General features: G+C 73.7%; 14 protein-coding genes. 1 reads left to right on the top strand and 13 read right to left on the bottom strand.

The features are described from left to right. Nucleotides 1–25 precede the first annotated feature (25 nt). Nucleotides 26–3,847, top strand: a complete 3,822-nt coding sequence (locus tag ACFZAT_RS03980; protein WP_391259577.1) for a multifunctional oxoglutarate decarboxylase/oxoglutarate dehydrogenase thiamine pyrophosphate-binding subunit/dihydrolipoyllysine-residue succinyltransferase subunit — start codon at nucleotides 26–28, stop codon at nucleotides 3,845–3,847. A 72-nt stretch (nucleotides 3,848–3,919) separates the two neighbouring features. Here ACFZAT_RS03980 and fxsT (ACFZAT_RS03975) read toward each other — a convergent pair whose 3' ends face one another. The 13 genes from fxsT (ACFZAT_RS03975) to ACFZAT_RS03915 all read right to left on the bottom strand — a co-directional run bounded on the left by fxsT (ACFZAT_RS03975) (nucleotide 3,920) and on the right by ACFZAT_RS03915 (nucleotide 25,131). Beyond that, nucleotides 3,920–7,186 (bottom strand): FxSxx-COOH system tetratricopeptide repeat protein, encoded by a 3,267-nt coding sequence (gene fxsT / locus ACFZAT_RS03975; RefSeq protein ID WP_391259574.1) that lies wholly within the window; start codon nucleotides 7,184–7,186, stop codon nucleotides 3,920–3,922. Then, complete coding sequence (locus tag ACFZAT_RS03970; protein ID WP_391259571.1) at nucleotides 7,183–8,454, bottom strand: CHAT domain-containing protein; 1,272 nt, start codon at nucleotides 8,452–8,454, stop codon at nucleotides 7,183–7,185. Before ACFZAT_RS03970 ends, fxsT (ACFZAT_RS03975) begins: the two co-directional genes overlap by 4 nt. Continuing rightward, nucleotides 8,447–10,357: a hypothetical protein gene (locus tag ACFZAT_RS03965; protein WP_391259568.1), complete on the bottom strand. Its 1,911-nt coding sequence runs from the start codon at nucleotides 10,355–10,357 to the stop codon at nucleotides 8,447–8,449. The genes ACFZAT_RS03970 and ACFZAT_RS03965 overlap by 8 nt, the downstream gene beginning before the upstream one ends. 13 nt (nucleotides 10,358–10,370) lie before the next feature. Continuing rightward, on the bottom strand, nucleotides 10,371–11,318 hold the full coding sequence (locus tag ACFZAT_RS03960; RefSeq protein ID WP_391259565.1) for an AAA family ATPase: 948 nt from the start codon (nucleotides 11,316–11,318) through the stop codon (nucleotides 10,371–10,373). Then, entirely contained in the window at nucleotides 11,315–11,722 is a 408-nt protein-coding gene (locus ACFZAT_RS03955) for a CU044_2847 family protein (RefSeq protein WP_391259562.1), read from the bottom strand. The genes ACFZAT_RS03960 and ACFZAT_RS03955 overlap by 4 nt, the downstream gene beginning before the upstream one ends. Nucleotides 11,723–11,791: 69 nt before the next feature. After that, a complete protein-coding gene (gene fxsT, locus ACFZAT_RS03950; RefSeq protein ID WP_391259559.1) occupies nucleotides 11,792–14,779 on the bottom strand; it encodes an FxSxx-COOH system tetratricopeptide repeat protein in 2,988 nt (995 codons plus the stop codon). Nucleotides 14,780–14,859: 80 nt separating this feature from the next. After that, nucleotides 14,860–16,242 carry an aKG-HExxH-type peptide beta-hydroxylase gene (locus tag ACFZAT_RS03945; protein WP_391259557.1) on the bottom strand — a complete coding sequence of 461 codons (1,383 nt, stop codon included), beginning with the start codon at nucleotides 16,240–16,242 and terminating at the stop codon, nucleotides 14,860–14,862. Further along, entirely contained in the window at nucleotides 16,239–17,378 is a 1,140-nt protein-coding gene (locus ACFZAT_RS03940; RefSeq protein ID WP_391259554.1) for an FxsB family cyclophane-forming radical SAM/SPASM peptide maturase, read from the bottom strand. The genes ACFZAT_RS03945 and ACFZAT_RS03940 overlap by 4 nt, the downstream gene beginning before the upstream one ends. A 252-nt stretch (nucleotides 17,379–17,630) precedes the next feature. Then, on the bottom strand, nucleotides 17,631–17,819 hold the full coding sequence (fxsA, locus tag ACFZAT_RS03935; protein ID WP_391259551.1) for an FxSxx-COOH cyclophane-containing RiPP peptide: 189 nt from the start codon (nucleotides 17,817–17,819) through the stop codon (nucleotides 17,631–17,633). Nucleotides 17,820–17,969: 150 nt separating this feature from the next. After that, the gene (locus ACFZAT_RS03930) at nucleotides 17,970–21,389 is read right to left on the bottom strand and encodes an SAV_2336 N-terminal domain-related protein (RefSeq protein WP_391259548.1); all 3,420 of its coding nucleotides are present in this window, start codon (nucleotides 21,387–21,389) and stop codon (nucleotides 17,970–17,972) included. A 7-nt stretch (nucleotides 21,390–21,396) separates the two neighbouring features. Next, entirely contained in the window at nucleotides 21,397–22,422 is a 1,026-nt protein-coding gene (locus ACFZAT_RS03925) for an AAA family ATPase (protein ID WP_391259545.1), read from the bottom strand. A 130-nt stretch (nucleotides 22,423–22,552) separates the two neighbouring features. After that, on the bottom strand, nucleotides 22,553–24,619 hold the full coding sequence (locus ACFZAT_RS03920) for a trypsin-like peptidase domain-containing protein (protein ID WP_391259542.1): 2,067 nt from the start codon (nucleotides 24,617–24,619) through the stop codon (nucleotides 22,553–22,555). Then, nucleotides 24,616–25,131: a CU044_2847 family protein gene (locus ACFZAT_RS03915; protein ID WP_391259539.1), complete on the bottom strand. Its 516-nt coding sequence runs from the start codon at nucleotides 25,129–25,131 to the stop codon at nucleotides 24,616–24,618. The genes ACFZAT_RS03920 and ACFZAT_RS03915 overlap by 4 nt, the downstream gene beginning before the upstream one ends. Nucleotides 25,132–25,191 lie beyond the last annotated feature (60 nt).

Raw genomic sequence — 25,191 nt, 5'->3', positions numbered from 1 at the left:
GAAGCGGAAGAGGGCGGTCACCGCCGTGTCGTCTCAGTCCCCCAGTAACTCGAGCATCTCGACCGACCAGGCCGGCCCGGGCACCAACCCGGCCGCGGCATTCGGCGCCAATGAGTGGCTCGTCGACGAGATCTACCAGCAGTACCTCCAGGACCCCAATTCGGTCGATCGCGCCTGGTGGGACTTCTTCGCCGACTACAAGCCGGGCAAGACCGGCACGGCGGACAAGCCCGGCGCCGCAGCCGCGGGGGCTGCAGCGCCCGCGGCCCCGGCCGCCCCCACCACCGCACCGGCGGCCCCGGCCGCTCCGGCTCAGCCCGCCGCCCAGGCCCCCGCGGCACCCGCCGCCCCGGCCCAGGCCGCTCCTGCCAAGACCGCCGCCCCGGCCGCGCCCGCGGCACCGGCGAAGGCCGCCCCGGCTCCGGCCGCCAAGGCCCCCGCCGCGAAGGCCAAGGCCGCCGCGGACACCGAGGCGCCGGCCGGACCGGAGTACGTGACGCTGCGCGGCCCGTCCGCCGCGGTCGCGAAGAACATGAACGCCTCGCTGGAGCTGCCCACGGCCACGTCCGTGCGCGCCGTCCCGGTGAAGCTGCTCTTCGACAACCGCATCGTCATCAACAACCACCTCAAGCGCGCCCGGGGCGGGAAGATCTCCTTCACGCACCTCATCGGGTACGCGATGGTGCAGGCGCTCAAGGCCATGCCGGCCATGAACTACTCCTTCGCGGAGAAGGACGGCAAGCCCACCCTGGTCAAGCCGGAGCACGTCAACCTCGGCCTCGCCATCGACCTGGTGAAGCCGAACGGCGACCGCCAGCTGGTCGTCGCGGCCATCAAGAAGGCCGAGACGCTCAACTTCTTCGAGTTCTGGCAGGCGTACGAGGACATCGTCCGGCGCGCCCGCAACGGCAAGCTCGGCATGGACGACTTCACCGGCGTCACCGCCTCGCTGACCAACCCCGGCGGCATCGGAACCGTCCACTCGGTGCCCCGCCTGATGCCCGGACAGGGCCTCATCATGGGCGTCGGCGCGATGGACTACCCGGCCGAGTTCCAGGGCACCTCGCAGGACACCCTGAACAAGCTGGGCATCTCCAAGGTCATGACCCTGACCTCCACGTACGACCACCGGGTCATCCAGGGCGCCGCCTCCGGCGAGTTCCTGCGCATCCTCTCCCAGCTGCTGCTCGGCGAGAACGAGTTCTACGACGAGATCTTCAAGGCGCTGCGCATCCCCTACGAGCCGGTCCGCTGGCTCAAGGACATCGACGCCTCGCACGACGACGACGTCACCAAGGCCGCGCGGGTCTTCGAGCTGATCCACTCCTACCGGGTCCGGGGCCACGTCATGGCCGACACCGACCCGCTGGAGTACCACCAGCGCAAGCACCCCGACCTGGACATCACCGAACACGGCCTCACCCTGTGGGACCTGGAGCGGGACTTCGCGGTCGGCGGCTTCGCCGGCAAGTCGATGATGAAGCTCCGCGACATCCTCGGCGTGCTGCGTGAGTCGTACTGCCGCACCACCGGCATCGAGTTCATGCACATCCAGGACCCGAAGCAGCGCAAGTGGCTCCAGGACCGGGTGGAGCGTCCGCGCCCCAAGCCGGAGCGCGAGGAGCAGCTGCGCATCCTGCGCCGCCTGAACGCCGCCGAGGCGTTCGAGACGTTCCTGCAGACCAAGTACGTCGGCCAGAAGCGGTTCTCGCTGGAGGGCGGCGAGTCCGTCATCCCGCTGCTCGACGCGGTCATCGACTCCGCCGCCGAGGCCCGCCTCGACGAGGTCGTCATCGGCATGGCCCACCGCGGCCGCCTGAACGTCCTGGCGAACATCGTGGGCAAGTCGTACGCCCAGATCTTCCGCGAGTTCGAGGGCAACCTCGACCCGCGCTCGATGCACGGCTCCGGCGACGTGAAGTACCACCTGGGCGCCGAGGGCACCTTCACCGGTCTGGACGGCGAGCAGATCAAGGTCTCGCTGGCCGCCAACCCCTCGCACCTGGAGGCGGTCGACCCGGTCCTGGAGGGCATCGCCCGCGCCAAGCAGGACATCATCAACAAGGGCGGCACGGACTTCACCGTCCTGCCCGTCGCCCTGCACGGCGACGCGGCCTTCGCGGGCCAGGGCGTCGTCGCCGAGACGCTCAACATGTCGCAGCTGCGCGGCTACCGCACCGGCGGCACCGTGCACGTGGTGATCAACAACCAGGTCGGCTTCACCGCCGCCCCGGAGTCCTCCCGCTCCTCGATGTACGCCACCGACGTGGCGCGCATGATCGAGGCGCCGATCATCCACGTCAACGGCGACGACCCCGAGGCCGTCGTCCGGGTCGCCCGGCTCGCGTTCGAGTTCCGCCAGGCGTTCAACAAGGACGTCGTGATCGACCTCATCTGCTACCGCCGCCGCGGTCACAACGAGGGCGACAACCCGGAGTTCACCAACCCGCAGATGTACACCCTGATCGACAAGAAGCGCTCGGTGCGCAAGCTCTACACCGAGTCCCTGATCGGTCGCGGCGACATCACCCTGGAAGAGGCGGAGCAGGCGCTCCAGGACTTCCAGGGCCAGCTGGAGAAGGTGTTCGCCGAGGTCCGCGAGGCCACCTCGCAGCCCGCGCAGCCGCACGTCTCCGACCCGCAGGCCCACTTCCCGGTCGCCGTGAACACCGCGGTCTCCGCCGAGGTCGTCAAGCGGATCGCCGAGTCGCAGGTCAACATCCCCGAGTCGATCACCGTGCACCCGCGGCTCATGCCGCAGATGCAGCGCCGTGCCGCCTCGGTGGAGAACGGCACGATCGACTGGGGCATGGGCGAGACCCTGGCCATCGGTTCGCTGCTGATGGAGGGCACCCCGGTCCGGCTCGCCGGCCAGGACAGCCGCCGCGGCACCTTCGGCCAGCGCCACGCGGTGCTGGTGGACCAGGTCACGGGCGAGGACTACACCCCGCTCCTCTACCTGACGGACGACCAGGCCCGTTACAACGTCTACGACTCGCTGCTCAGCGAGTACGCGGCGATGGGCTTCGAGTACGGGTACTCGCTGGCCCGTCCGGAGTCGCTGGTCATCTGGGAGGCCCAGTTCGGTGACTTCGTCAACGGCGCGCAGACCGTCGTGGACGAGTTCATCTCCTCGGCCGAGCAGAAGTGGGGCCAGACCTCCGGCGTCACGCTGCTCCTGCCGCACGGTTACGAGGGCCAGGGCCCGGACCACTCGTCCGCCCGCCCGGAGCGCTTCCTCCAGATGTGCGCGCAGGACAACATGACGGTCGCGATGCCGACCCTGCCGTCGAACTACTTCCACCTCCTGCGGTGGCAGGTGCACAACCCGCACCACAAGCCGCTGATCGTCTTCACCCCGAAGTCGATGCTCCGCCTCAAGGCGGCGGCGTCGAAGGTGGAGGAGTTCACCACCGGCGGCTTCCGCCCGGTCATCGGCGACGACACCGTCGACCCGAACGCCGTCCGCAAGGTCGTCTTCTGCGCCGGCAAGGTCTACTACGACCTGGAGGCCGAGCGCGAGAAGCGGGGCGTCACGGACACCGCGATCATCCGTCTGGAGCGCCTGTACCCGCTGCCGGGTGCGGAGATCCAGGCCGAGATCGCCAAGTACCCGAACGCCGCGAAGTACCTGTGGGCCCAGGAGGAGCCGGCCAACCAGGGTGCCTGGCCGTTCATCGCCCTGAACCTGATCGACCACCTGGACCTGGCCGTCGGCGCGGACGTCCCGCACGGCGAGCGCCTGCGCCGCATCTCGCGTCCGCACGGCTCGTCCCCGGCGGTCGGCTCGGCCAAGCGCCACCAGGCGGAGCAGACCCAGCTGGTCAACGAGGTCTTCGAGGCCTGACCGGCACAGCCCGTACGCCCGAGGGGCCCGTCCCGCGCACCCGCGCGAGGCGGGCCCCTCGGCCGTGGCGGCTCAGGTGACCAGCGGTTCGAAGGGCCAGAACCGGGGAAGCGGGTCCGCCGGACCGGCGGTGAGCACCTCACGGCAGGCCACGGCCAGCGGGTGGCGGGTGCCCAGCACCGCGTCGGCCCGGGCGCTGTTCGTACGCCCCGGCAGCCGCCGGTCCGCGGGCCGCACCAGCGCAGCGTTCAGCGCCCAGCCGATCGCCCAGGGGTGGTCGTCGCCGACGGCCCGCGCCATCCGGACGACGGCCCGCTCGATGCCCTCGGCCCCCCGGTCCCGGTCGCCGGCCGTCCAGCGCATCAGCCCCAGGTTCCCCCGCGTACCGATGGTGTACGGGTGCTCGTCGCCCAGCATGCTCCGGTAGCCGGCCACCACCTGCTCGTGGAGGTCCAGCGCCGCGCGGGGGTCGCCCGCCTCCCGTTGCGCGGAGGCGGTGCCGGTGCTGATCAGGAGGGTGAGCGGGGTGTACTCGCCCAGGGTGCGCAGGGCGTCGCGCCGGATGCGGTCCAGGTCCGCGAGCACGGCCTGGGCGCCCCTGATCGCGCACTGGCAGAGCGCCAGGTGGTACCGGCCGCGCAGGGTCTGCGGGGCGTTGCCCCCGAGCACCCGCAGATGGTGGTCGACCGTTTCCCGCAGCGCCTGTTCCGCCTCCCGGTACCGGCCGAGGAGCCGCAGGTCCATGGCGAGGTTGATCTCCGAGTACAGCGCCGCCGGCGCGTCCGGCGACAGCACCGCCCGGCGGAGTTCGAGGCAGCGCTCGTCCAGGGCGAGCGCGTCCCCGTAACGCCCGAGGAGCCGCAGCGAGACGGCGAGATTGTTCTCCGCGTTGAGGGTGCGCGGGTCCTCGGGGCCGAGGACCCGGCGGTCGCGCTCCAGGATCGACGCGGACAGCTCCGCCGCCTCCTGGTAACGGCCGAGCCCGCGCAGATCGGCGGCGAGTCCGCCGGCGGCCCGCAGGTGGTCCAGGTCCAGCTCGCCGCGCTCGGCCGCGAGGAGGTCCGCGGTGGCGCGCTCGACCCGCTCGCTGTTGCGGTAGTCGCCGAGGGCCCGCAGCAGATTGGCGTAATGGTGGCGCAGCGCCCACGTCCGGGGGTCGCCGGAGCCGAGCGCGCTCTCCCAGGACTCCGTCGCCGCTTCGGCGAACCGGATGCCGCTGCCGTACTCGCCGGAGAGATACATGTAGCGCAGGCAGTTGAGGACCAGCTGATGGACCTGTGGGTCCGTGCTGTCCAGGACCTCCGCCCATTCGAGGTGAGTGGTGAGTGCGGCGTACGCGGGCCAGTGGCGCGGGTCCGAGGGGTCGCCCGGGTCGGCGGCGGCGAGCGCCCGGGCGGCCCCCTCGGCGAGCGCCCACCGCTCGCGCTCGGGGATGTCCCTGCGGATGATCTGGTGGACCATGCGGTGGAGGTGGACGGACTCGTCGCCCCCCCGGGACTCCACGCGGATCACGGAGAACCGGCGGAGCTGGCGGATCGCGCTGTCCCACGGCAGCGGATCGCGCGCGAGCCGGGCAAGCTCCTCGGGCAGTACCTCGGGCGGCACGGCCCTGAGCAGGTGTACGGAGACGGCCCCGGGTGCGAAGAAGCAGCAGAGGTGCAGCAGGCCGATCGCTTCCGGGGCGGTCTCGCGGAGCCGGTTCAGCAGGATCGCCCAGGCGGTCCGGAAGGGGAGCGGGAAGTCGGCCGACACGTGGACGACTTCCTGGTCGGCGCCTTCTTCCAGCAGTTCGATGTACTCCTCGACCGGCACGTCCGATTCGCTCAGCCAGCCCGCCGCCTGGTCGAGCAGGAGCGGCAGATCCTCCAGTGCCTCGGCGAGCCGGCCGGCTTCGGCGGCGGTGAGGCGTGGTGCCCGGCGGCACAGGAAGGTGACCGACTCCTGGCGGGCGTGGGCGGGTACTTCGACGACCTGACCGCCGCGTTCGGCCCAGTTCTGGTTCCGGGAGGTGATCAGCACGTGTCCGGTCCCGGGGGGCACCAGGTCCCACAGCTCTTCCGGGTCGTCCGCCCCGTCCAGGATCAGCAGCCACCGGGCGTACGGCTCGCCCCGGCCCAGCGCCTCGCGTACGGCCCGGAGCCGTTCCCCGTACTCGGCGCCGGTCGACAGGCCGAGTGCCGGAGCCAGTCCGGCGAGTCCCTGCCGGTAGTGCGCGCGCCGGTCGGCGGGCACCCACCAGATGGCGTCGTAGTCGGTGCCGAAGCGGTAGACGTACTCCGCCGCGACCTGCGTCTTGCCGATCCCGGGCATGCCGTGCAGGACCACGCGCCGCCGCCCCGGCTCGGCCAGGCGGAACTTCTCGTAGACGGTCGCCAGCAGCTCGTCGCGGCCGGTGAAGCGAACGTTGCGGCGCGGCACTCCGCCCCAGACGGCGGGCACGCTCGCCGGGAAGCGGGGCCGCAACGATGCTGCTGCTTCCGGGGGCAGCGGGTCCGTGGGCAGTCCCAGCCGGGCGAGGAGCCGCCGTTCCGCCTCCTTGGCACCGAGGCCGAGCAGGTCGGCCGCGTCGAAGACGCTCGCGTCTCCGGGAAGCGCGGACGTGGTGACGCGGACGGCCGCGAACCGGTCTGCTCGGGGGGCGACTTCGGAGCGCAGGGCGCGGTTCCACTCCTCGGGGCTCCGGGGCCCGAGCTGGACGTACCAGTCGCTGAGGACCACCAGGACGCGCCCGGGCGCGAGCGTCAGGTCGCGCAGCGGCTCCTCCAGCGGCTCGTCCGGCGCCGGGTTCCACTCCCGGTGGAGCACCCGCACCCCGCGCCGCTCAAGACAGTCCCCGATCCACGCCGCCCACGCCCGGTCGTGTCCGGCGGAGCTGACGGTGACGCTCGCGTCGGGCTGCGGGGCCGCCGGGCCCGGGCCCGGTGCGGTCAGGCCCCCCACGACCGCACCGGGCCGGGCCGACTCCGTGATGGCGCAGGGCAGTTCGGCCTTGCGGACGGAGGCGCCCCACTGGTTGAAGATGGTCAGCCGCAGCACCCCCGGACCGGCCGAAGGGCCCGCGGTGACGAGGAAGGTCGCGGGCCCGTACGTACCGCCGAAGCGGTGCAGGACGAGACCGGGGTCCTCGACGGCCTCGCAGACGAAGTGCGGCCCGCCCTCCAGCGCGACGCTGAACGTCAGCTCCTCCTCCTCGTACGGCCAGGCGTCGCCGTCCGTGTCCCCGTGGGCGTCGAGCGGGCCGCGCAGGTCGACGCTGACGCACTGGACGAGGCCGGGTTCCACCTCGGGGAGCCAGCCCACGACGGGCTCGATCAGCAGCGGGCGTTCGTCCGGGGTCATGGCCGCCCGCCCGCCTCGGTCCGTACGGGGGCGCCGTGGTGGCGGGCGGTGAGGCGCAGGGTGCTGAGCGGATGCCCGTAGTACTGGAACATCAGGCTGTACAGCAGGCGCAGCACGTTCTGCTGCCGGTCCTTGTCGAAGGTGCCGTCGTCCGTGACCATCATCGGGACCCCGCCGCCCGCGAGGAAGGTGTCGTAGACCTCCGCGCGGAAGGCCCGGAGCGCACCGGCGACGGGCCGGCCGGGAGTCTCGGCCACGCTGTCGACGATGCGGCGGATCATCACCCGGGCCTCCGGGTCGCCGACCGCACCGGCTGAGACGATGCAGCCGCCCGCGCCGTTGCGCAGGAAGATCTGGGTGAACCCGCGCAGATACTGCCTGCCGTCGCCGCCGTAGTCGAGGAACCGCCCGGAATGGCAGGCGTTGAGGCAGACCAGGGACGCGTCGCGGCCCAGGAGGCGCATGTCGAGGTCGTGGTAGTCGGCCCAGGTGCCGCCGCCCAGGGTGAGCTTGCTGAGTTCCTGGTCGAAGGTGCCGTGGCAGCCCATGTAGACCAGTCCGGTGCGCTGCCCGTCGAGGTCGTCCAGGTTGTTCAGGAAGCTCTGGATGCCGAAGTGCGGCCGGTGTTCGTACGGGTCGAAGAACTCCTGGTCGCGGGTCATGTCGGCGTGGAAGAAGCTGAGCACCCGGCCGTCCGGGGCCACCGCCCGGTCCGGGAAGTCGTCCAGCCAGCGCGCCACGTCCACGAGCGCGCCGAGCGGCCCGCCGCGCAGCCCGGCTCCCGGCTCCGGGGGCAGGTCCAGGGCCTCCCAGGGCAGTTCGAAGCCGGTCTGGTCCAGGACGACGATCTGGAGCGCTTCGCCGTGGACCCGCCGGCACCGGTTGATCCAGCCCGTCAGCCGGTGCTGGTACGCCGACCAGCGCCGGATGGACCGGAAGAGTTCGGAGGGCGGGATGCCGCCCCGGCGCGCATGGCCGAATCCGATGTCCCCGGGCCGGAGCTGGTCGGGTCCCGTGGTGTACGGGAGGCGGTCCACGCCCGCGCACCACGCCTCGACCCCGAACGCGTCGGGAGCACCGGGCCCGGTGTGGTGGCGCCCGACCCGGATGCGGGCGTACGCCGTGTCCGGCGGGCGGGCGGCGTCCACGGGCGCGGCGCCCAGCCCGCGCGGCTCCGGGGCGCCGGGTGCCGGGGGACGCGGTCCGGGCAGCGCCTGGGCGGCGGAGGCGACCATGTTCCGGATCACCCGGAGCCGCCCGTCACCCATGGCGCGCCTCCCGGTCCGGGGCGGCGGGGGCCTCCTCGGCGTCGGCCCCGCCGACGACCCCGCCGCCCAGGGCCTCGGCCAGGGCGGCCGGGAGGCGGGTGTACGGGGGCCGGCCCGGGTTCACGACGACGCCGCGGAGGCGGCTGCGGCCGAGGGTGCGGATGTGCGCCGCCACGGCCACGGCGTCGTCCACGCCGGTACGGCGCACCGGGCCCTGCCCCGGCCGGCCGCTGCGGCTCACGGCGAGCGGGACGTTGCCCCGCCCGTCGGTGGCGACGACCAGGAGCGCTTCGACGAGTCCGGCGCTGTGGTGCCGGAACGCCCGCCGCAGCGCCTGCCCGGCCAGGTCGAGTCCGTGGGCGAGCGGGGTGGCCCGTCCGGGGTGGCGGGCCAGGGCGGCGGCGATGCGGGGGTCCCGGGTGGAGCGGGCGGTGAACGCGCGGGCCCGGAGCTCGTCCGCTTCCCCCGCGGCGCCGACCTCGACCACGTGGACGGCGGCCCGGGTGACGTACGCCCAGCGCAGGAACGGTTCGAGGGCCGGGTACCAGTCCCAGCCCGCCCGGCAGGTGTGGTCGAGGACGACGGTCAGGATCCGTACGGGCTCCGGGGCCCGGAGATAGCCGCGCAGGTCCGCCGGGGCGATCACCAGCGGGCCTGCCGTACCGCCCCGGACGGCCCGGTACTTCGCGGCCTCCATCGCGGTGCGGACCGGGGCCAGATCCCACAGGTCGCGGGCGCGCCGCACCCCGATGACCGGCCCCCGGGAGGCGCGTGCCCCGGTGGCGCGCCGGGCCGGCACCCGCAGCGTGGTCTCGCCGCGCCCCGGGCCCGCCACGTCCTCCGGGTACGGGAGGTCGGCGGCCGGTGCCCGTTCGCGGGGGGCCGCCGCCGGGCCGAGCGGCTGGGCCGATTCCGGTCCGTGCACGGGGAGACCGGCTGCGGCCTCCTGCTCCGCGCCGCGCGAGGGTTCCGGGCGCGGCAGCGGACGGCCGGCCCCCGGCGGCTCGGGCGGCTCCCGGTCCGGGGCGTGCTCCGGCCGCGCTTCCGGGCGGTGCGGGGGGCGGAGCCGGATGAGCCGCGCGGCGCGGTCGACGTGGGCGGGGGTGACGGGGAGGGGCGGGCCGTTCCGCGGGGTGTCCGCCGGGCTCTCCAGCCGGGCCAGGGCGCGTGCGATGCGGGCCAGGGCGAGCGCGCGCCGGTTGCCGCCGCCCTCCTGCTCGTCCAGGAGGTCCAGCACGGCGGTGGCGGCCTCGTCGGTGAGCGTGGTGGGGGGCCGGGGGGTGTCCGCGGCGAGGGACGCCGCCCAGCTGTCGGGGAGCGGGCCGAGCGGGTCGGGGCCGGGGCGCGGGCGCAGGGCCGGGGCGGCGAGGCGCAGGGCGAAGCGGTCCAGGAGGTGCGGCGAGAGGAGCGCGGCGTCCTCGGACCGGCAGCACGCCAGCCACCGTGCGCGGGGCCGCCAGTGGTGCCGGAGACCGGAGTGCTCCAGGGTGGCGGTGTCCGAGCCGAGCAGCTGGACGGCGGCGCGCAGCCCGGGGACGCTGAGCCGGGCGAGGTCGGGGACGACGACCAGCCGGGGGCCGCCGTCCGGCTCGGCCAGCGGACCGGGGCCGAAGGTGAACCCGATGCCTTCCGGGCCCCGGCGCACCCGGGGGCGTATCCACAGGTCCTCGTCCACCGTGGCGGAGTCCAGCACGGTCCGGGGCGCGGGACGGCCGGGCGGCTGCCCGTACGCGCTGCCGAGCAGCCGCGCGAACGTCCGGGCGACGACCGGCAGGTGCGCGGGCGGGAGGTCGAACAGCAGGACGCCGGCGAGCGAGGGCTCCAGCGCGGCGGAGACCAGCACGGTGAGCAGCCGCCGGAGGTCGTCGTCCGGCTCGTCCGCCTGGTCCCCTGTCGGTCGCACCGGTGTCCCCATGTCAGCCGAAGAGCTCGTCCAGCTGGGATTCCTCGTCAGGACCCCAGACCGGCTCGGGTCCGTGCACCGAATCGGGCCTGCGGTGGCGCAGGGCGAGCGGCACCACCCGGCGTACGTGGGACCGCTCCACGGCCCGGGCGCCGTCCCGCGCGGCGAGCGCGCGGGCCGCCTTGGCCACGAGCAGGTCGCCCCGCTGGCCGACGGCCCCGGTGCGGGCGGCGGCCTCGGCGCAGAGCCTGCTGATGTCCGCGTCCAGCCGGACCGCCGTCAGCCGTTCCCGGGCATCGAGCAGGCCGTCCCGCAGGCGCTGGTTGTCGGCCTCGGCCTCCCGTAACCAGGCGGAGTCCGCGGCGAGGCGTTCCTCCTCGAAGGCGAGCACGGTGGTGATCATCCGGTGCCGCTCGTCGATGTCCAGGTCGGCCGCGGTCACCATGAGCCCGAAGCGGTCGAGCAGTTGGGCCCGCAGACTGCCCTCCTCGGGGTTCATCGTGCCGACGAGCCCGAACGAGACATGGGCCTCGGTGTCGATGCCCTCGCGCTGCACGGACAGGACCCCGGTGGAGACGACGTCGAGGATGATGTTGACGATGTGGTCGTCCAGGAGGTTGACCTCGTCCACGTACAGCAGGCCCTTGCGGTGCGCCTCCTCCAGGAGGCCGGGCTGCCGTCGCGCCTCCCCGTGCATCAGGGCGTCCAGCTCCCAGCCGCCGAGCACCCGGTCGTCGGTCGCGTTGATCGGCAGGGTGACGGGCAGGCAGCCGCCGGTCATCAGCGCGAAGGCCCGGACAACGGTGGACTTGGCGGTGCCGCGCCGGCCGGCGATGAGGACGCCGCCGATGGCCGGCGCGATGAAGTTCAGCTCCAGGGCGAGCTTCAGCTCCTCCTGCCCGACGATGCGGCTGTACGGGAGGATCGGCACCGGTAACGCCTCGGCCGCCGCCTCGCTCACGAGGGCTCCACCACCGTGGACACCCGCTCCTCGCGTCCCGGCTGCCAGCGGAAGGTGACCTGGATCTGCGCCTCCGCCCCGGCCTTGACCACGGCGGCCATCCCCGCTTCGAAGGTGATGCCGACCTGGAGCTCGACCTCGTCGGGCCGCAGCCCGTCCCCGAGGTCGCCCAGCCTGCGCATCGCCTGGGAGGCGCAGCGCCGGGCGAGGTCGAGGCCGTCCCCGTAGAGGTCCTGCGCCGCGCCGAGCGCCCGGCGGCCGGCGTTGTCCCGGGTCTCCTCGCCCCCGTAGAGGGAGTCCGCGTCGGTGACGGGCACCCCGGTGGCGGCGAACGCTTCCGCGTCCACGACCACCGGTATCGGACCGTCCTCGCCCGGTGCGGGTGATCCCACTACTACCGCCATCGATGCCCCCCTCCACTAACTGCCCTACGTCGCAACATTACTGACAGGCCATCATCGACGACCCCGAAGTCAGATCATCTGGGGTTCGAAGTCCCAGTAGGGCCGATTCCTGGAACGCGCCGACACGGTGTGCACGTGCTTCACACCAAGCGTGGCCTCCAGATCACCCAGCGCCTCCGTCTCGAACTTCTCCGCCCGCTGCCTGTCCCGAATCCCCCGAAGGTCCGCGGCATGAGCGATCCGAGCGGAGAGCGTCAGGGGATGCGTGCGCCCCAGGACCTCGGTGGCACGCGTGACCACTGAGTCCGACAGGGCCACGGCCGCCTCCACGTCACCGATCAGGTTGCGGGTGGCCGAGGCGTTGATGGCGCAGCCCAGCGTCCAGGGGTGGTTGTCGCCGACGGCCCGCTCCATGCCTGCGAGCGCTTCCTCCATCAGGTGGTACGCCTGCTGACGCTCGCCGACGCTGCGGAGGATCAGCGCATGATTGCCGCGGGTGCCCGCCACGTACGGATGCTCCTCACCGAGCATGTCCACGTAACCCTGGACGACCTTCTCGCTTATGGCCCTGGCCTGGTCGATGGCGCCGTCTTCGCGTGCGAAGAAGCTCTGGCTGGTGGCGAACATCATCGTGAGCGGGTCGCTCTCACCCAGCGCGCGCTCGCATCGCTCGAGAACACGGGTGAACAGCTCCGCCGCCTGAACGCGTTCGCCGTTGCGGTAGTGGCACAGCGCGAGGTTGTGCTCGGCGCGCAGAGTCTGCGGGTTGTCCACTCCCAAGACCCGTCGATGGACCTGGACACTCTGGTTCTGCAGGGAGAACGCCTCGCTGTAACGGCCGAGGAGCCGCAGGTCGGTGGCGTAGTTGATCTCGGAGTAGAGGGTCCACGGGTGGCGCTGGCGCAGGAATTGGCGACGGGCGTCGAGAGTCCTCCCATCGAGTTCGAGGCACTCCGTGTACCGGCCGAGCACCCGGTACGCCACGGCCAGGTTGTTCTGGGCGTTGAGCGTGCGGGAGTCCTGTTCACCCAGCAGTTCCTGGTATCCGGTCAGCACCCAGCCGGAGATCTCAAGCGCCTCGTCGTACCGCCCGAGGCCGCGCAGGTCGGCGGCCAGCCCGGTGGCGGCGCGCAGGTACTCCAGTTCATGGGTCTCACGTTTGGTGCGCAGATGCTCCACCGCCGCGCGTTCGATGGCCTCGGTGGCCGCGTAGTCACCGACGGACCTGAGCAGATTGGCGTAGTGGTAGCTCAGCTCCCAGATTCTCGGGTGGTCCTCGCCGAACAGCTCCCGCCAGGCGGCCAGGGCGCGTTCGCCCAGTTTGATGCCGGCCCGGTACTCCCCCGACAGGTACATGTAGCGAAGGCAGTTGAGCACCAGGGTCTGGACTGCCGGATCGGTGCTCTTCAGTACGTCGGCCCACTTGAGGTGCGGGGTGATCTCGGCGTACGCGGGCCACAGCCGGGTGTCGGTGGGGCGGCCCGGGTCCGCCGCCGCGAGGGCGCGCCGGACGACGTCGATGAACTCCTGGCGGTTCTCCTCCGACATGTCGTGCCCGACGATCTGGTGGACCATGCGGTGCATGTAGAGGGATTCACCGGCGGAGGCCGCGTCGGCCCCCGACTCGTGGGACTCCAGCCGGACGACGGAGTACTGGCGGAGCTGGTTGATGGCCTTGTTCCACAGCAGGGGGTCGCTCATCAGCCCGGAGACCTGCTCCGGCAGATCCCCCGGCGGCATGTCCTTGAGCAGCCTCACAGGAATGGAGCCGGGCGCGAAGAAGCTGCACAGGCGCAGCAGGTCGACGGACTCGGGGACGGTGTCCCGGAGCTTGTTCAGCAGTATCGACCAGGCGGTCTGGAAGGCGAGGGGGAAGTCCGCGGAGACCTTGACGACGTCCTGGTCGATGCCGCCTTCGAGGAGTTCGATGTACTCCTCCACGGACAGGTCCGAGTCGTTCAGCCAGCCCGCGGTCTGGTCGAGCAGCAGCGGCAGGTCTTCCAGGGCCTCGGCCAGCTGGTCGGCCTCGGCCGGGGTCAGGCGCGGGGCGCGGCGGCGGATGAAGGCCACGGACTCGTCGCGCCGGTAGACGGGCACCTCGACGAGGTTGCTGTTGTGCTCGCTCCACTCCGGGTTGCGGGAGGTGATGAGCACGTGCCCCGGGCCGGTGGGCACGAGGTCCCAGATCTGGTCGGGCTCGTCGGCGCCGTCAAGGATCAGCAGCCAGTGGGAGTGCGGGTCGCCCCGGCGCAGCGAGTCGCGGACGGCCCGGAGCCGTTCCCCGTACTCGGGGCCGGTGGACAGGCCCAGTTCCGGGGCGAGTTCGGCGAGCTTCTGGCGGTAGAGGGCGCGCCGGTCGGCCTGCACCCACCACACCACGTCGTACTCGGAGCCGAAGCGGTAGACGTACTCCGCCGCCAGTTGGGTCTTGCCGACGCCGGACATGCCGTGCAAGGTCACGACCCCGGCGCCGGGTCCGGACTCCTGGAGCGCCCGGTAGGCGTCGCTGAGCAGTTGCTCGCGTCCGGTGAAGCGGATGTTGCGGCGCGGCACTCCTCCCCAGACCTGCGGGATGTCGGAGGGGAATCGCGGACCCGCCGGGGTGCCGTCGGGCAGTGGGTCGGTGGGCAGTCCCAGCCGGACGAGGAGACGCCGCTCCGCCTCCTCGGCACCGACGTTGGTGAGATCGGCGGCACCCAGTGCGGAGGTGGCTCCGGGAAGCGCGGACGTGGTGACGCACACCGCTGCGAACCGGTCTGGATTGGGCGCGACTTCGGAGCGCAGTGCCCGGTTCCACTCGTCGTGGCTCCGGGGGCCGAGCTGGAAGTACCAGTCGCTGAGGATCACCAGGACGCGTCCGCGTGCGAGCGTCAGGTCGCGCAGCGACTCCTCCAGCGGGATCGAGACCGGCGGGTCCCACCGCTGCTGGACGACCTCCACACCACGCCGCTCCAGACGGTCCGCGATCCACGCCGCCCAGGCGCGGTTGAAACCGGCGAAACTGATCGTGACGGTGTTCGCCCCGGTTACTCCAACTGGCTTACGCGTTCCGGGCATTCAACCGTCTCCCTGCCTCGATACGAGCCTTCACAACATACCCCGGAGCATGGTCGCTCCGGCTGGAATCCGGGCGATGTTCACTGCCTTCGCGAGCCGTTCCTCTGCTGCCATATCACCTTGGTGGTGCTCACGTACGCCTCCGCGCGCGCAAGGTGCCCCGAGGGAGGCGGCGAATCCTCCAGACGGTGGTAGACCGAGATCATCTCGTTGACGACCGTCCGGCCCTCGGGGGTGAGCGCCGCCGAGCCGGCCAGCACCGGCAGTACGGCCCCGACCTGCTGCCGGCAGCGCGCGTGCTCGGCCCAGGCCAGGTCCCGGTGCGTCACGCGCCGGGCGTTCAGCGCGAACCGCTGCCAGTAGTCGGCGAGCGCGAGGTGCGAATAGGCACCCTGGAGCAGTCCGTCGAAGGGCCGGGGGTCGGGGCGCCAGGGCGCGAAGTGCCGGGGGGCCGTGTCCTCGTGGTGCAGGGGAACGAGGGCGCAGAGTGCGGCGAGCTTGGTGTGCTGGAGTTCGTGCACGAGCGTGGAGGCGAAGTACGCGGCGGTGGCGGGCTTGCTGCTGAGTACCGCGCCGAACGCCTCACGCCGGGTACCGCTGCAATGAGCGGCGCTACGGCCGGTGGGCCCGGAGCCCGGTGGGGGACCGAGCGGGACCATGCAGCGCAGCAGGACGGACGCCTCGGCGAGCCGGTGCTCGCCGCCCAGGCGCAGCAGCGGTTCGACCCCGGACCAGGACTCGGCCCACGCCTTGCGCTCCCAGTCGTCGATCTCGGCAGCGTCCCCCAGTCCGTGGGTCTCGGCTCCGCCCCCCCGCGTCCGGTACGGGTCGAGGTCGTCCAGCACCACGGGTGCCGCCCCCGGCACCACGGCGGGCAGTACGACCAGGGGCACCCAGCGCGGGTCCGCCGAGCTCGTGGCCCCGTCCCGATGGACCTGGACGGTGAAGGGCGCCCCGTCGGCCGGGCTGACCGTCAGTTCCCGTTCGAGCCCGTGGAGTTCTACCGGCCCGATGTCCGCGCGTACGGCTCCCAGCGTGGGCATCGACAGCAGCCCGCCCCGCGGGCCGAGCCGCGCCCGGAACCCGATCCCCGCCCGCACCCCCGCCACGGCCGCCAGCGCGGTCAGGTGGGCCAGGTCGGCCGACAGGTCCGCCCCACCCGACGTGAGCCCGCCCAGCAGCCGCTCCGCCCAAGGCCCGGCCAAGGGGTGGAACAGAACACTCCGCACCGCCCCCCGGTCCGCCCGTTCGGCCGCTTCGAGGAGGGCCCAGTCCGCGCGGAGCCGGTCCAGCATGGGTGGCGGGCAGACCGTGGCCGGGGCGGCCTCCGCGGCGTCGAGCACGGCGCGCAGGAGGACGAGGCGGCGGGTGTCCTGGTCGCGGACGAGCAGGCCCAGCGACGCGGCGTCGCCCTCGGTGCGGCCGAGTTCGCGCAGGACGTGGTCGGGGACGGCAGAACTCATGGGGGGTCTCCAGCGGTTGCTTCGGCGAGCCGGTCCGCGATGTGGCGGATCAGCCGTTCGAGGTCGGCGCAGTAGACGGAGGGGTTCCGGAAGCCGTTGTCTGCGCGGTAGCGGTGTGCGTAGTGGCCGCCCCCGCACACGGTCAGCAGCGGGCAGGCGCGGCAGGCGGCGGCGAGTGCGCCGGCCCCCGCCTGGCGGGCGGCCACGCCCGGGTGGCGCAGCGCCTCGTCGAAGGTGTGGTGGAAGACGTCGAGGCCGGTGGCGGCCGCGCCGTCGTACGCGGACTTCAGCGAGTCGACCTGCTCGATGGAGCCGTCCGTCTCGATCACGACCGCGTTGACCGGGTCCAGGCCGAGGGATTCGGTCGCGGCGGGCAGCCCGAGGAGCAGCGCGAAGCACTCCTCGAACAGCCGGATCCGGGTCTCCCGCCGGGGCGCCCCCCACCAGCGGTCGAAGACCGCGCACAGCCAGTCGCCGTAAGGGGTGGGACGCCCCGGTCCGGGAGCGGCGGTAAGGCCCGGCGGCGGACTGGACCAGTTGCCGTGCGGCAGCAGGAGGTCCAGGGCCGGAGGGCGCAGGGCGAGCAGGGACTCGTACATCTCCACCGGGTCGGTGCGCGGGTCGACGACGGTGAGGATGCCCGCGTACGCCTCGGGGTGGCGGTCGGCGAGGAGCCGGGCGCCCCGGGACGCGGCGGGCCAGGAGGGGCGGCCCGCATGGTCGGTGCGCAGGGTGTTGTGGGCGGCGAGCCCTCCGTCGAGGCTGATGCCGACGCGGATGCCGTGCCGGGCGAGCGTGTCGATGCCGGCGTCCGTGAGCAGCGTGGCGTTGGTCTGCACCGTGGTTCGTACGGCGCAGCCGGCCGGGACCCGTTCGCGCACCGCGTCGGCGAGGGCCGCCAGCCTGCCCGGTCCGGCGAGCAGGGGTTCGCCGCCGTGCAGGACGAGGGCGACGCTTCCCAGCCCGTGGGCGGCGGCGTGCTCGGCGATGCGGGCGGCGGTGCGCTCCAGGACGGCGGGCGACGCGGCGGACGGCCGGTCGCGCCAGGTGCGGTCGGGGCCCTCGTACAGGTAGCAGTAGCGGCAGGCCAGGTTGCAGCGGCCGTGCACCTTCACGATGAACTGCCCGAAGGGCACGGGTCCGGCGCCCGGGGCGCGCGGTTTCCCCTTCGCGTCGGGCTCCGTGTGCCGTCCCCGCGGTGTCGTCCGTCCAGCCACTCACGCACCCCCGTGCTGTACACCGGCCGGGGCACCCCGTACCGGCCCGGGGCGAGTGTTCCCGGTGATGGACAGGGCCAGGCGGCACCCGGGTGATGATGTCTCAATCGGGTGCAGCACGGGCCGGAATCGAGTGGTGCCGGGAAGGGGCCCCGGTGACGCGGCCCTCGCTCAGAAGGCGTTGGTGAACCCCCAGAGCATCTCCTTCGGCTGCTCGGCCCGCCCGCGCAGATCCGCCACCACCTCGGACAGCACCGGGTGGTCCATGGTCCGCAGGGCCGCCAGGTCCAGGCCCAGCAGGTCCGGCAGTTCACCCGCGCCGGCCGCGCCCGTTCCCTCGTACCGTGTCGACTCGCTCATCACGCCTCCCCGTACCGCAGCACCGGGCCGGCCGGTGACCCGCTCGCCGTTGAGCGCGTCCCGCCGGTCCCGCATCCCTGACCTGTCCTGTCGCCTGCTGCCTCACGCGCATGCCGGGGCCCGGCCCGCCCGCCCTCGGGCGCGCCGTTCTCACCGCTCCAGCTCCGCCAGCCGCTCGGCGGTCGCTTCGCCCGCCGCGCCGCCGTTGTCCGGCAGTTTGCGCCACTCCTGGCGGGCCGCCCGGTACGCGTCGCGCGCGGCCCGGGGGCGCCCCGCCCTCTCGTACGTCATACCCCGCCAGTGGTTGGCTGTAGCAGCCAACTCCACTGCTTCCTGGAGATGTTGTGGACTCTCTTGCTCCGTTTGTGCCTCGCCGGCCGCGTCGGCGGCCGAGCGGAACGCCTCCGCCGCCTCGTCGCGGCGGGCCGGGCGGTCGAGGATGCCGGCCGCCTGGAGGAGGGCCCGGCCCAGCTCCAGCCAGCAGCGGGCGGCGGTGAGCGGGGCGGTGGCCTCCTCGGCCGCCAGCTTGAAGAGGTACTCGGCCTCCCGCAGGTCGACCCGGTCCCACGTGGCGCGGTGGCGCAGCATCAGGGCGCGGCCCAGCATCAGCAGGCGCTCGGACTGCTGGGCGCCGCCGGCCGGGGTCTCCGAGCGGCAGTCGCGCAGCACCCGGACCGTCGCGCCGATGTATTCGCGGCCGTCCGGGAGTTCGGCGCGGCGCAGCAGGGTGGCGCCCCATTCGGCGAGCAGGTCGGTGTGGGCCCGGGAGTCGCGGGGGATGCCCCGCGCCGCGCGGGTGAACCACTCGGTGGCGGCGACGAGTTCGGCGGGGTCGCCGGTGTGTTCGTAGCGGGCGACCCGGACCCGGCCGGCCCGGGTCTGGAGCTGGGCGCGCTGGCGCTGGTCGCGCACGGTCTCCAGCGACTGGGCGGTGAGGGTGGCGGCCTCCTCCGGTTCGGCGCCCGAGGCGAGCAGCGCGTCGACCAGATCGAGGACGATGCGGACCTCGGTGCCCATGGTCTGCCCGGCGCTCTGGGCGAACGCGGTGCGCAGGGACCGGGCCGACTGGCGGGCGTACTCGCGCGACTGTTCGACGTCCTGGGTGGCGCGGGCCAGCTTCAGGAGGGTGCGGCCGTGCTGGAGGGGCAGGACGGCGGGGCGGTTCTCCTGGTCGGGCCAGGCGTCGGCGAACGCCTCCAGCATCCCGCAGGCGCTCTGGAGCAGGGCGGTGTCGCCGTCGAGCCGCCACTGCGCCTCCAGGGCCCGGACCCGTTCCAGGGTGAGGCGCAGGGCCTCGCCGGGCTCCAGTCCGGGGCTGGCGCAGGCCGCGGTGTACTCGCGGTCGGCGCGCCGCAGCAGTTCCAGCGCGCCGCGCCGGTCGCCGCGCCGGCGCCGGTCGTCGGCGGCCGCGTGGAGGACCTTGGCGAGCACCGCGCGTTCCCGTACGGCGCCGGGGCGGGCGGCGGCCCGTTCGGCGGCGCGTTCGGCCTCGTCGAGCAGGTCGGCGCCGCCCTGGACCTCCCACAGGCGCAGCACGCAGCGCGCGTACTCCGCCCAGAGTTCGGTGTCGTCGGCGGGGGCCGGGGTGTGCTCGGCGGCGCCCCTGAGCAGCTGTACGGCGTCGATCAGGCGCTGCACCATCTTGTCGGTCTCGAAGTGGCGCACGAGTTCCCGCGCGCGGCGCACGGCGAGGCCGGCGGCCTGGGGGTTTCCGGGCGTCTTGGGCTCCCGGGTGACGAATCGTGGCGGTACGGGCATGAATCGCTCCAGTACGCGGGCTGCGACTTCGGCAAAGGCGTGGGGGACGCGCGGACCCCCGGGTCTCTCGTTCCCCCCGTTCCCCTCGTTCTCCTCGCTGTCGTCGGCTTCTTCGGCCTCGCGGGCCGCGGTGTCCGTGGCGGGGGCCGGCCAGGGGGTGCCGTGCGCGGCGCCGCGGGTGGTGCCGTCGCCGAGCTGGGCGTAGGCCAGGGCCGGGAAGTTGGGCCCGCCCTTGCCGAACCGCTGCTCTATGTACTGCGAGCAGTGCTTGAGCACGAGCAGGGCCTCGTCGCGGCCGAGGGGCCCGAGCAGTGCTTCCTGGACGTCGGGCTCGAAGACGTACCACTGTCCGCGTCCGGTGCCGCCCTCCTGCCGCTTGAGGAGTCCGCTGAGCAGGACCTCGGCGAGTTCGGAGGGTCCGGAGTGGGGCAGCATCGTGCGCTGGACGAGTTGCATGACGGGCAGGTAGAGCGGGGCCGCGGCGAGGTAGACCGCGAGCTGTCCGGCGGCCGGGGAGGCCGTCGAGCGGAACCGGCTGACCAGTTGCAGCGAGGAGAGCGCGTCGCCCGGGCGGCGGGCCGGGGCCGCAGGCTGGTCCGCCCGGACCCAGCCGACCGCGCCCGGCACCGAGGCGGCGCCGGTTCCGGAGAGCAGCCGGGCCCAGGCGGCGAGCGCGTCCGCGACCGGCGGCAGCACGGGCACGGCGAGGGCACCGGGGTGGGCGGGGCCCGCTCCGGCGTCGCCGGTGACCTTGAGGAGGGTGGCCCCGGCCGGGCCCTCGCCCCGGGTGAGCGAGCCGAAGGTGACCGGCAGCCGGGTCCGGTTCCACATGCGCTGCGGCAGCGGCTGGAGCACGGCGACGGGGGCGAGCCGGGCGAGCTGGTGCAGCAGCCGGTGAGCGTGTCCGGTGCGCCAGAGGGGGCCGGCGCAGTCGCTGACCACGACGGTCACCCGGCGTCCGGTGGGGTCGCTGAGCCGGTCCGCCGAGTGCAGCGGGGCGGCGGTGGGGTCGGGGCTGCGGCTGACCGTGCAGCCGCCGTCGGGGCCGGGGTGGAGGTAGCGCATCTGCACGTCCCGGAACGCGCCGATCCGGGCGAAGATCTGCTGGAGCTCCTCGAACAGCCGGTCCCAGACCAGCATCGAGGAGGAGGCGTCCAGCACGCACTGCACGACGGCGTCGCCGCGCCGGACCCCCCGGAAGACGGGCATGACCACGCCTCCGGCGCGGGCGCTGCGTTCGGCGGTCGCCGTCTCGTCCAGGACCTGGCGCAGCGGTGCGGAGGCCGGGCGGTAGCGCTGCAACGGGCGCAGCGCGCGGGTCAGTTCGAGGGCCGCGGGCAGGACGGGCGCGGCCGGTACGCCGAGGGGCAGCACGGCGGCGTGGGCGTCCGCGCCGGGCCGGATGTCCTCCGGGCCGGGTGGAGCGTCCGGGTCGCCGGGCCGGGCGCGGCCGGGGACGGGGTGCAGGGAGATCCGTTCGCGGTCCCCCGGTGCGGGCGTCTCCTCGCGCCGGGCGTCCCGGTCCTCGTCCGGGGTGCGGGCGTCCGGGGTTGCGGTGCGGCGGGGGTCGGGGCGTTCCTCGGAGGGGCGGTGGCCGGGGCGGCGCGCGGGGTCCGGGCCGGACTCCTCGCCGGGCGCGGACGTGCCGCGGGTCCACCGGGCCAGCCAGAGGGCGTCGCAGAGCTGTTCGACGTCGGGGTCGAGCCCGGCGCCGCGCAGCCGCGCGACCAGCTCGGGCAGTAATCCGTCGTCGTGGGGCTCCGGGGCGCCGGGCCCGCCGCCGCCACCGTTCTCGTCCGCCGCACCGGACATCAGCGCCTCACCTCGGCCGGTCGAGTCGCTGGATGAGCAGGTCGGCGAGCCGGTCGCGGCCCGCCGGTGACGCGGCGTGCGTGAGGTATATGGCGTTCAGCAGCTGGTCCGTGGCGAGGAGTTCGGTGCGGGAGCGCTCCAGGAAGTGGGCGATCAGGTCGTCGCTGGCGCGGGCGGCCTCCTCGCCGAGGTGGGCCTTGACGAAGGAGGCGAGGCGCTTGTGGTCGGGGCGGCCGAGTTCCAGGTGGATGCAGCGGCGCATCAGCGGGGCCGGGAAGTCCCGTTCGCCGTTGCTGGTGAGGACGACGAAGGGGAAGGCCCGGCACTGCACCCGGCCGCCCTTGATGCGGACCTTGTTGCCGTCGTGGTCGAGGACGTCCGCCTCGCCGTCGGGCAGCCGGTCGGCGATCCGCTCCAGCTCGGGGATGGCGAACTCGCCTTCCTCCAGGACGTTCAGCAGGTCGTTGGGCAGGTCGATGTCGCTCTTGTCCAGCTCGTCGATGAGCAGGACGCGCGGCCGGTCCGAGGGCAGCAGCGCGGTGCCGAGCGGCCCGAGCCGGATGTAACTGCCCACGCTCTGTGCCGCGTCGGCCCCGGCGGCGCCGCCGGCCGCCGCGTGCGAGGCGATCTGGACGTCCTGGAGCCGGGCGATGGCGTCGTAGTGGTAGAGGCCGTCCTGGAGGGTGGTGCGGCTGACCACGGGCCAGCGGAGCACCTTGCCGAGTTCGAGCTCCCGCGCCACGGAGTGGGCCAGGGTGCTCTTGCCCGCGCCCGGGTCCCCGGTGACGAGCAGGGGGCGCCGCAGGTACAGCGCGGCGTTGATCATCTCCAGTTCCTCGGCGCCGGGCCGGTGCTCCTCGGCGACGCGCCCGGGGATGCCGAGCCGGCGGTCGGCGGACTCGCCGCCGTCCGCACCGGCGGACCCGCGGCCTCCGGTGAAGTCGCGCCAGGGCGGCGGGGGCGGCAGCTGGGGCACCTCGTCGTGCGGTTCGCCGATGCCCCGGTAGATGAGCCACTCGCTCGGTTCGCTCATAGCGTGTCCCTCGTTGTCACCCGTCCGCCAGGGGCGGCCTGCGTCGGACGTGCCCTACCGTATCGATCCGGATCAACACCCGTAAGGGGAAGGTCAGTTCGCTTACACGACTGATGCTTTGCGCGGTGGCTCACGGCGCCTCCAGGAAGTCGGAACCCGGCAGCGGACGGTGCGGATCGTCGTAGTAGAGGGCGGCGCCCGCGGACCAGTACATCTCCGTTCGTCCCGCGCTCACCCCGCGTCTCAGTTCATGGATCTTCCATGGCAGCCGGTCGTGGGTGCGGGTGTCCGACACCGCCTCGGCCACGCGCCGGTGGAACTCCTTGCAGACCGTGTCGCCCTCCGCCGTGCGCCGCTGGAGCAGCGCCACACCGAAGCCGCTGTCGAGCAGCCGTACCACCCCGGCCGTCACCTCGGGGTCCGGCAGGCTCCCGTAGCGGCACAGGACGGGCACGGTCCCGTGGGCCAGGGTGCGCAGCCGCGCCGACTCCGGTACACATACCCGCAATTCGTCCTCGCAGTCGACGACCTCGGCCCGGACGGCGGCCGCGAGACCCGCGTCCCACCGGGCGGGCCGCTCCTCGGCGGGCCCCTGGTACGGGCTGCGCAGTACCACGGGCCGTACGGCTCCGAGCCGCATCCCGGACGGCGGCAGCACCCAGTCGTCCACCGGGAGGCCGAAGAGCGCGGGCGCGACGACGACCTGGAGCATGGCGGGGCTGTCCGGTTCGTCGCACCGCCGGAACGCCTCGGTCAGCGCGGCGGCGAGCCGGTCCGGGACGGTGCCGAGCGGGACGCCGCGGCTGTCCTCGTCCACCGGCTCCGCCTCACCGGCTCTGCGGTCCACGGCGACCCGCCAGTCGTACTGGTCGCGCGCCCAGCCCTGGAGGTCCACGTGGAGCACGACGCAGTCGCGTTCGCCGTAGAGGACGGGCTCGCCCGCCGGGGCGCGGGCGGCCCGCTGGCGGTTCTGTTCCAGGCGGAGCCGGATCGCGGCCCACTCCATGTCGAGCTGCCGGCGCAGGTCGCGGGGGAGTTCGGTGTCGGCGATGCGCTTGACCCAGCCCCAGAGCGCCTTGGCGTTGCGCACGGAGAGCTGGCCGCAGGGGCGGTCGGCCGCGAGGACGCCCATGCAGTAGCGGACGATCAGCTCGAACCGGGCCTCGCGGTCCCGGGCCCGGGCGTCGTAGAGCGCGCCGAGGCCGTCGCGCCAGCCGCGCGGGGCCGGGCGGTGGTCGCGGGCGTACACCCCGGGCAGCCGGTCGAGCAGTGTCAGCAGCGACCGGGTACTGGCCGGGGGCGACAGCTCGGCGAGCCGGCCGAGGAGTTCGGCGCGCAGCTTGGGGCCGAGGATGCCGCCGGGCGGGTCGGGCAGGTCGCTCTGCGCGTCGGTCCAGGTCCGCTCGGTGCCGGCGGAGCTGGTGTGCCGGTCGGCGTGGTAGCGGTCGTGGGCGTGGAAGACGGACTGGTATATGTCGTCGGTCTCGGACTCGACGGGCCCGGCCGGCACCTCCAGGGTGCGCAGCCGCTCGACGCCGACGGCGGTGCCGCCCTGGTGGCCGTTGATCTGCGACTTGATGACGCCGACGACCTCGCCCCGGGCCAGGTCGACCAGCGGGCCGCCGGACATGCCGAGCTCCACCCAGTCGCCGTCGATCCTGACGACCTGTTCGGCGTCGCCCGATCCCCCGTACGAGCCCTTGACGACGCAGACGCCGCTGCGGTTCTGCAGTCCGCCGCCCTGGACGGGCGCCCAGCCCACGCAGCGGACCTCGCGGCTGCGGAGCATCGCCTCGGACCGCTCGGTGACGTACACGCAGGGGTGTTCGACGGGGCGCTGGAGCTGGATGAGCGCGAGGTCGGGGGCGGGCCAGCCGCCCGGGCCCGGGGGACGGGTGCCGGGCAGCGCGGCGACGACCCGGCCCGGCACCTCGGTCAGTTCGGTGCTGTAGCGGTCCTCCTTGAACCACACGCCCACCATGCCCCCCTCCCCCCGCATCGCCACGTGCGCGCACGTGAGGACCCAGCTGGGTGCGACGAAGAATCCGCTGCCCAGGAAGTCCCCTTCCGGCCCGTCCTGGGCATACCCGGACGGCGGGCGATGGATGCGTACGGTGGCGTCCTGGACGAGGTCCATGAGGGCGGCCTGGGCGGGGCCGAGGGCCCCCTCCGCGCCCCCCTGTTCCCCGAAGGTCATGCCCCGCCGCCGACGGTGTCGTCCGCACCGCCGGGGTGTGCCGGTGCGCCGGGGGGTGCCCCGGCGGGCGGGAGGCCGGGAGGTGCGCCGGCGCCCGGCGGCGGCGCCGTCTGCGCCGGTACGGGGGCGGGCGGGGGCGCGTCGATGGGCGGCCCGCCGCCGTTCCAGGTGAGGGTGACCGTGATGGCGCCCTTGGCCTCGCCGTCCGCGAGCAGCCCGACGATCTTCCCGGCCTTGGCGGTCAACTCAATGCCGAACTCGACGCTCACCTCGTCCGGCCGCACCGCCCGCAACGGCACGGCGAGCGAGCGGGCCACCCCGGTCACCACGGAGTGCAGGCTCTCGACCCGGGCCTGCACCTGGTCCGTGAAGTCCCCGAACCCGGTGTCCGTATAGGTCGGACCGCCTCCGGGCACCGGCGCGTCCAGCTCCTCGGCCCCGGAGATCCTGGCCCAGACCGGCGTACCGTCCGGCAGCTCAATGCGCGTAATACGGGACCCACTGTCACCCATGACACCCCCCGTTTCGCCAACTACCCGCAGATTAACGGCCGTAGCCGGCGGATGCGGGGT

The organism is Streptomyces sp. NPDC008163, assembly GCF_042956885.1.
Lineage (GTDB): Bacteria > Actinomycetota > Actinomycetes > Streptomycetales > Streptomycetaceae > Streptomyces > Streptomyces drozdowiczii_A.
This window is presented reverse-complemented; position numbering and strand designations above follow the sequence as displayed.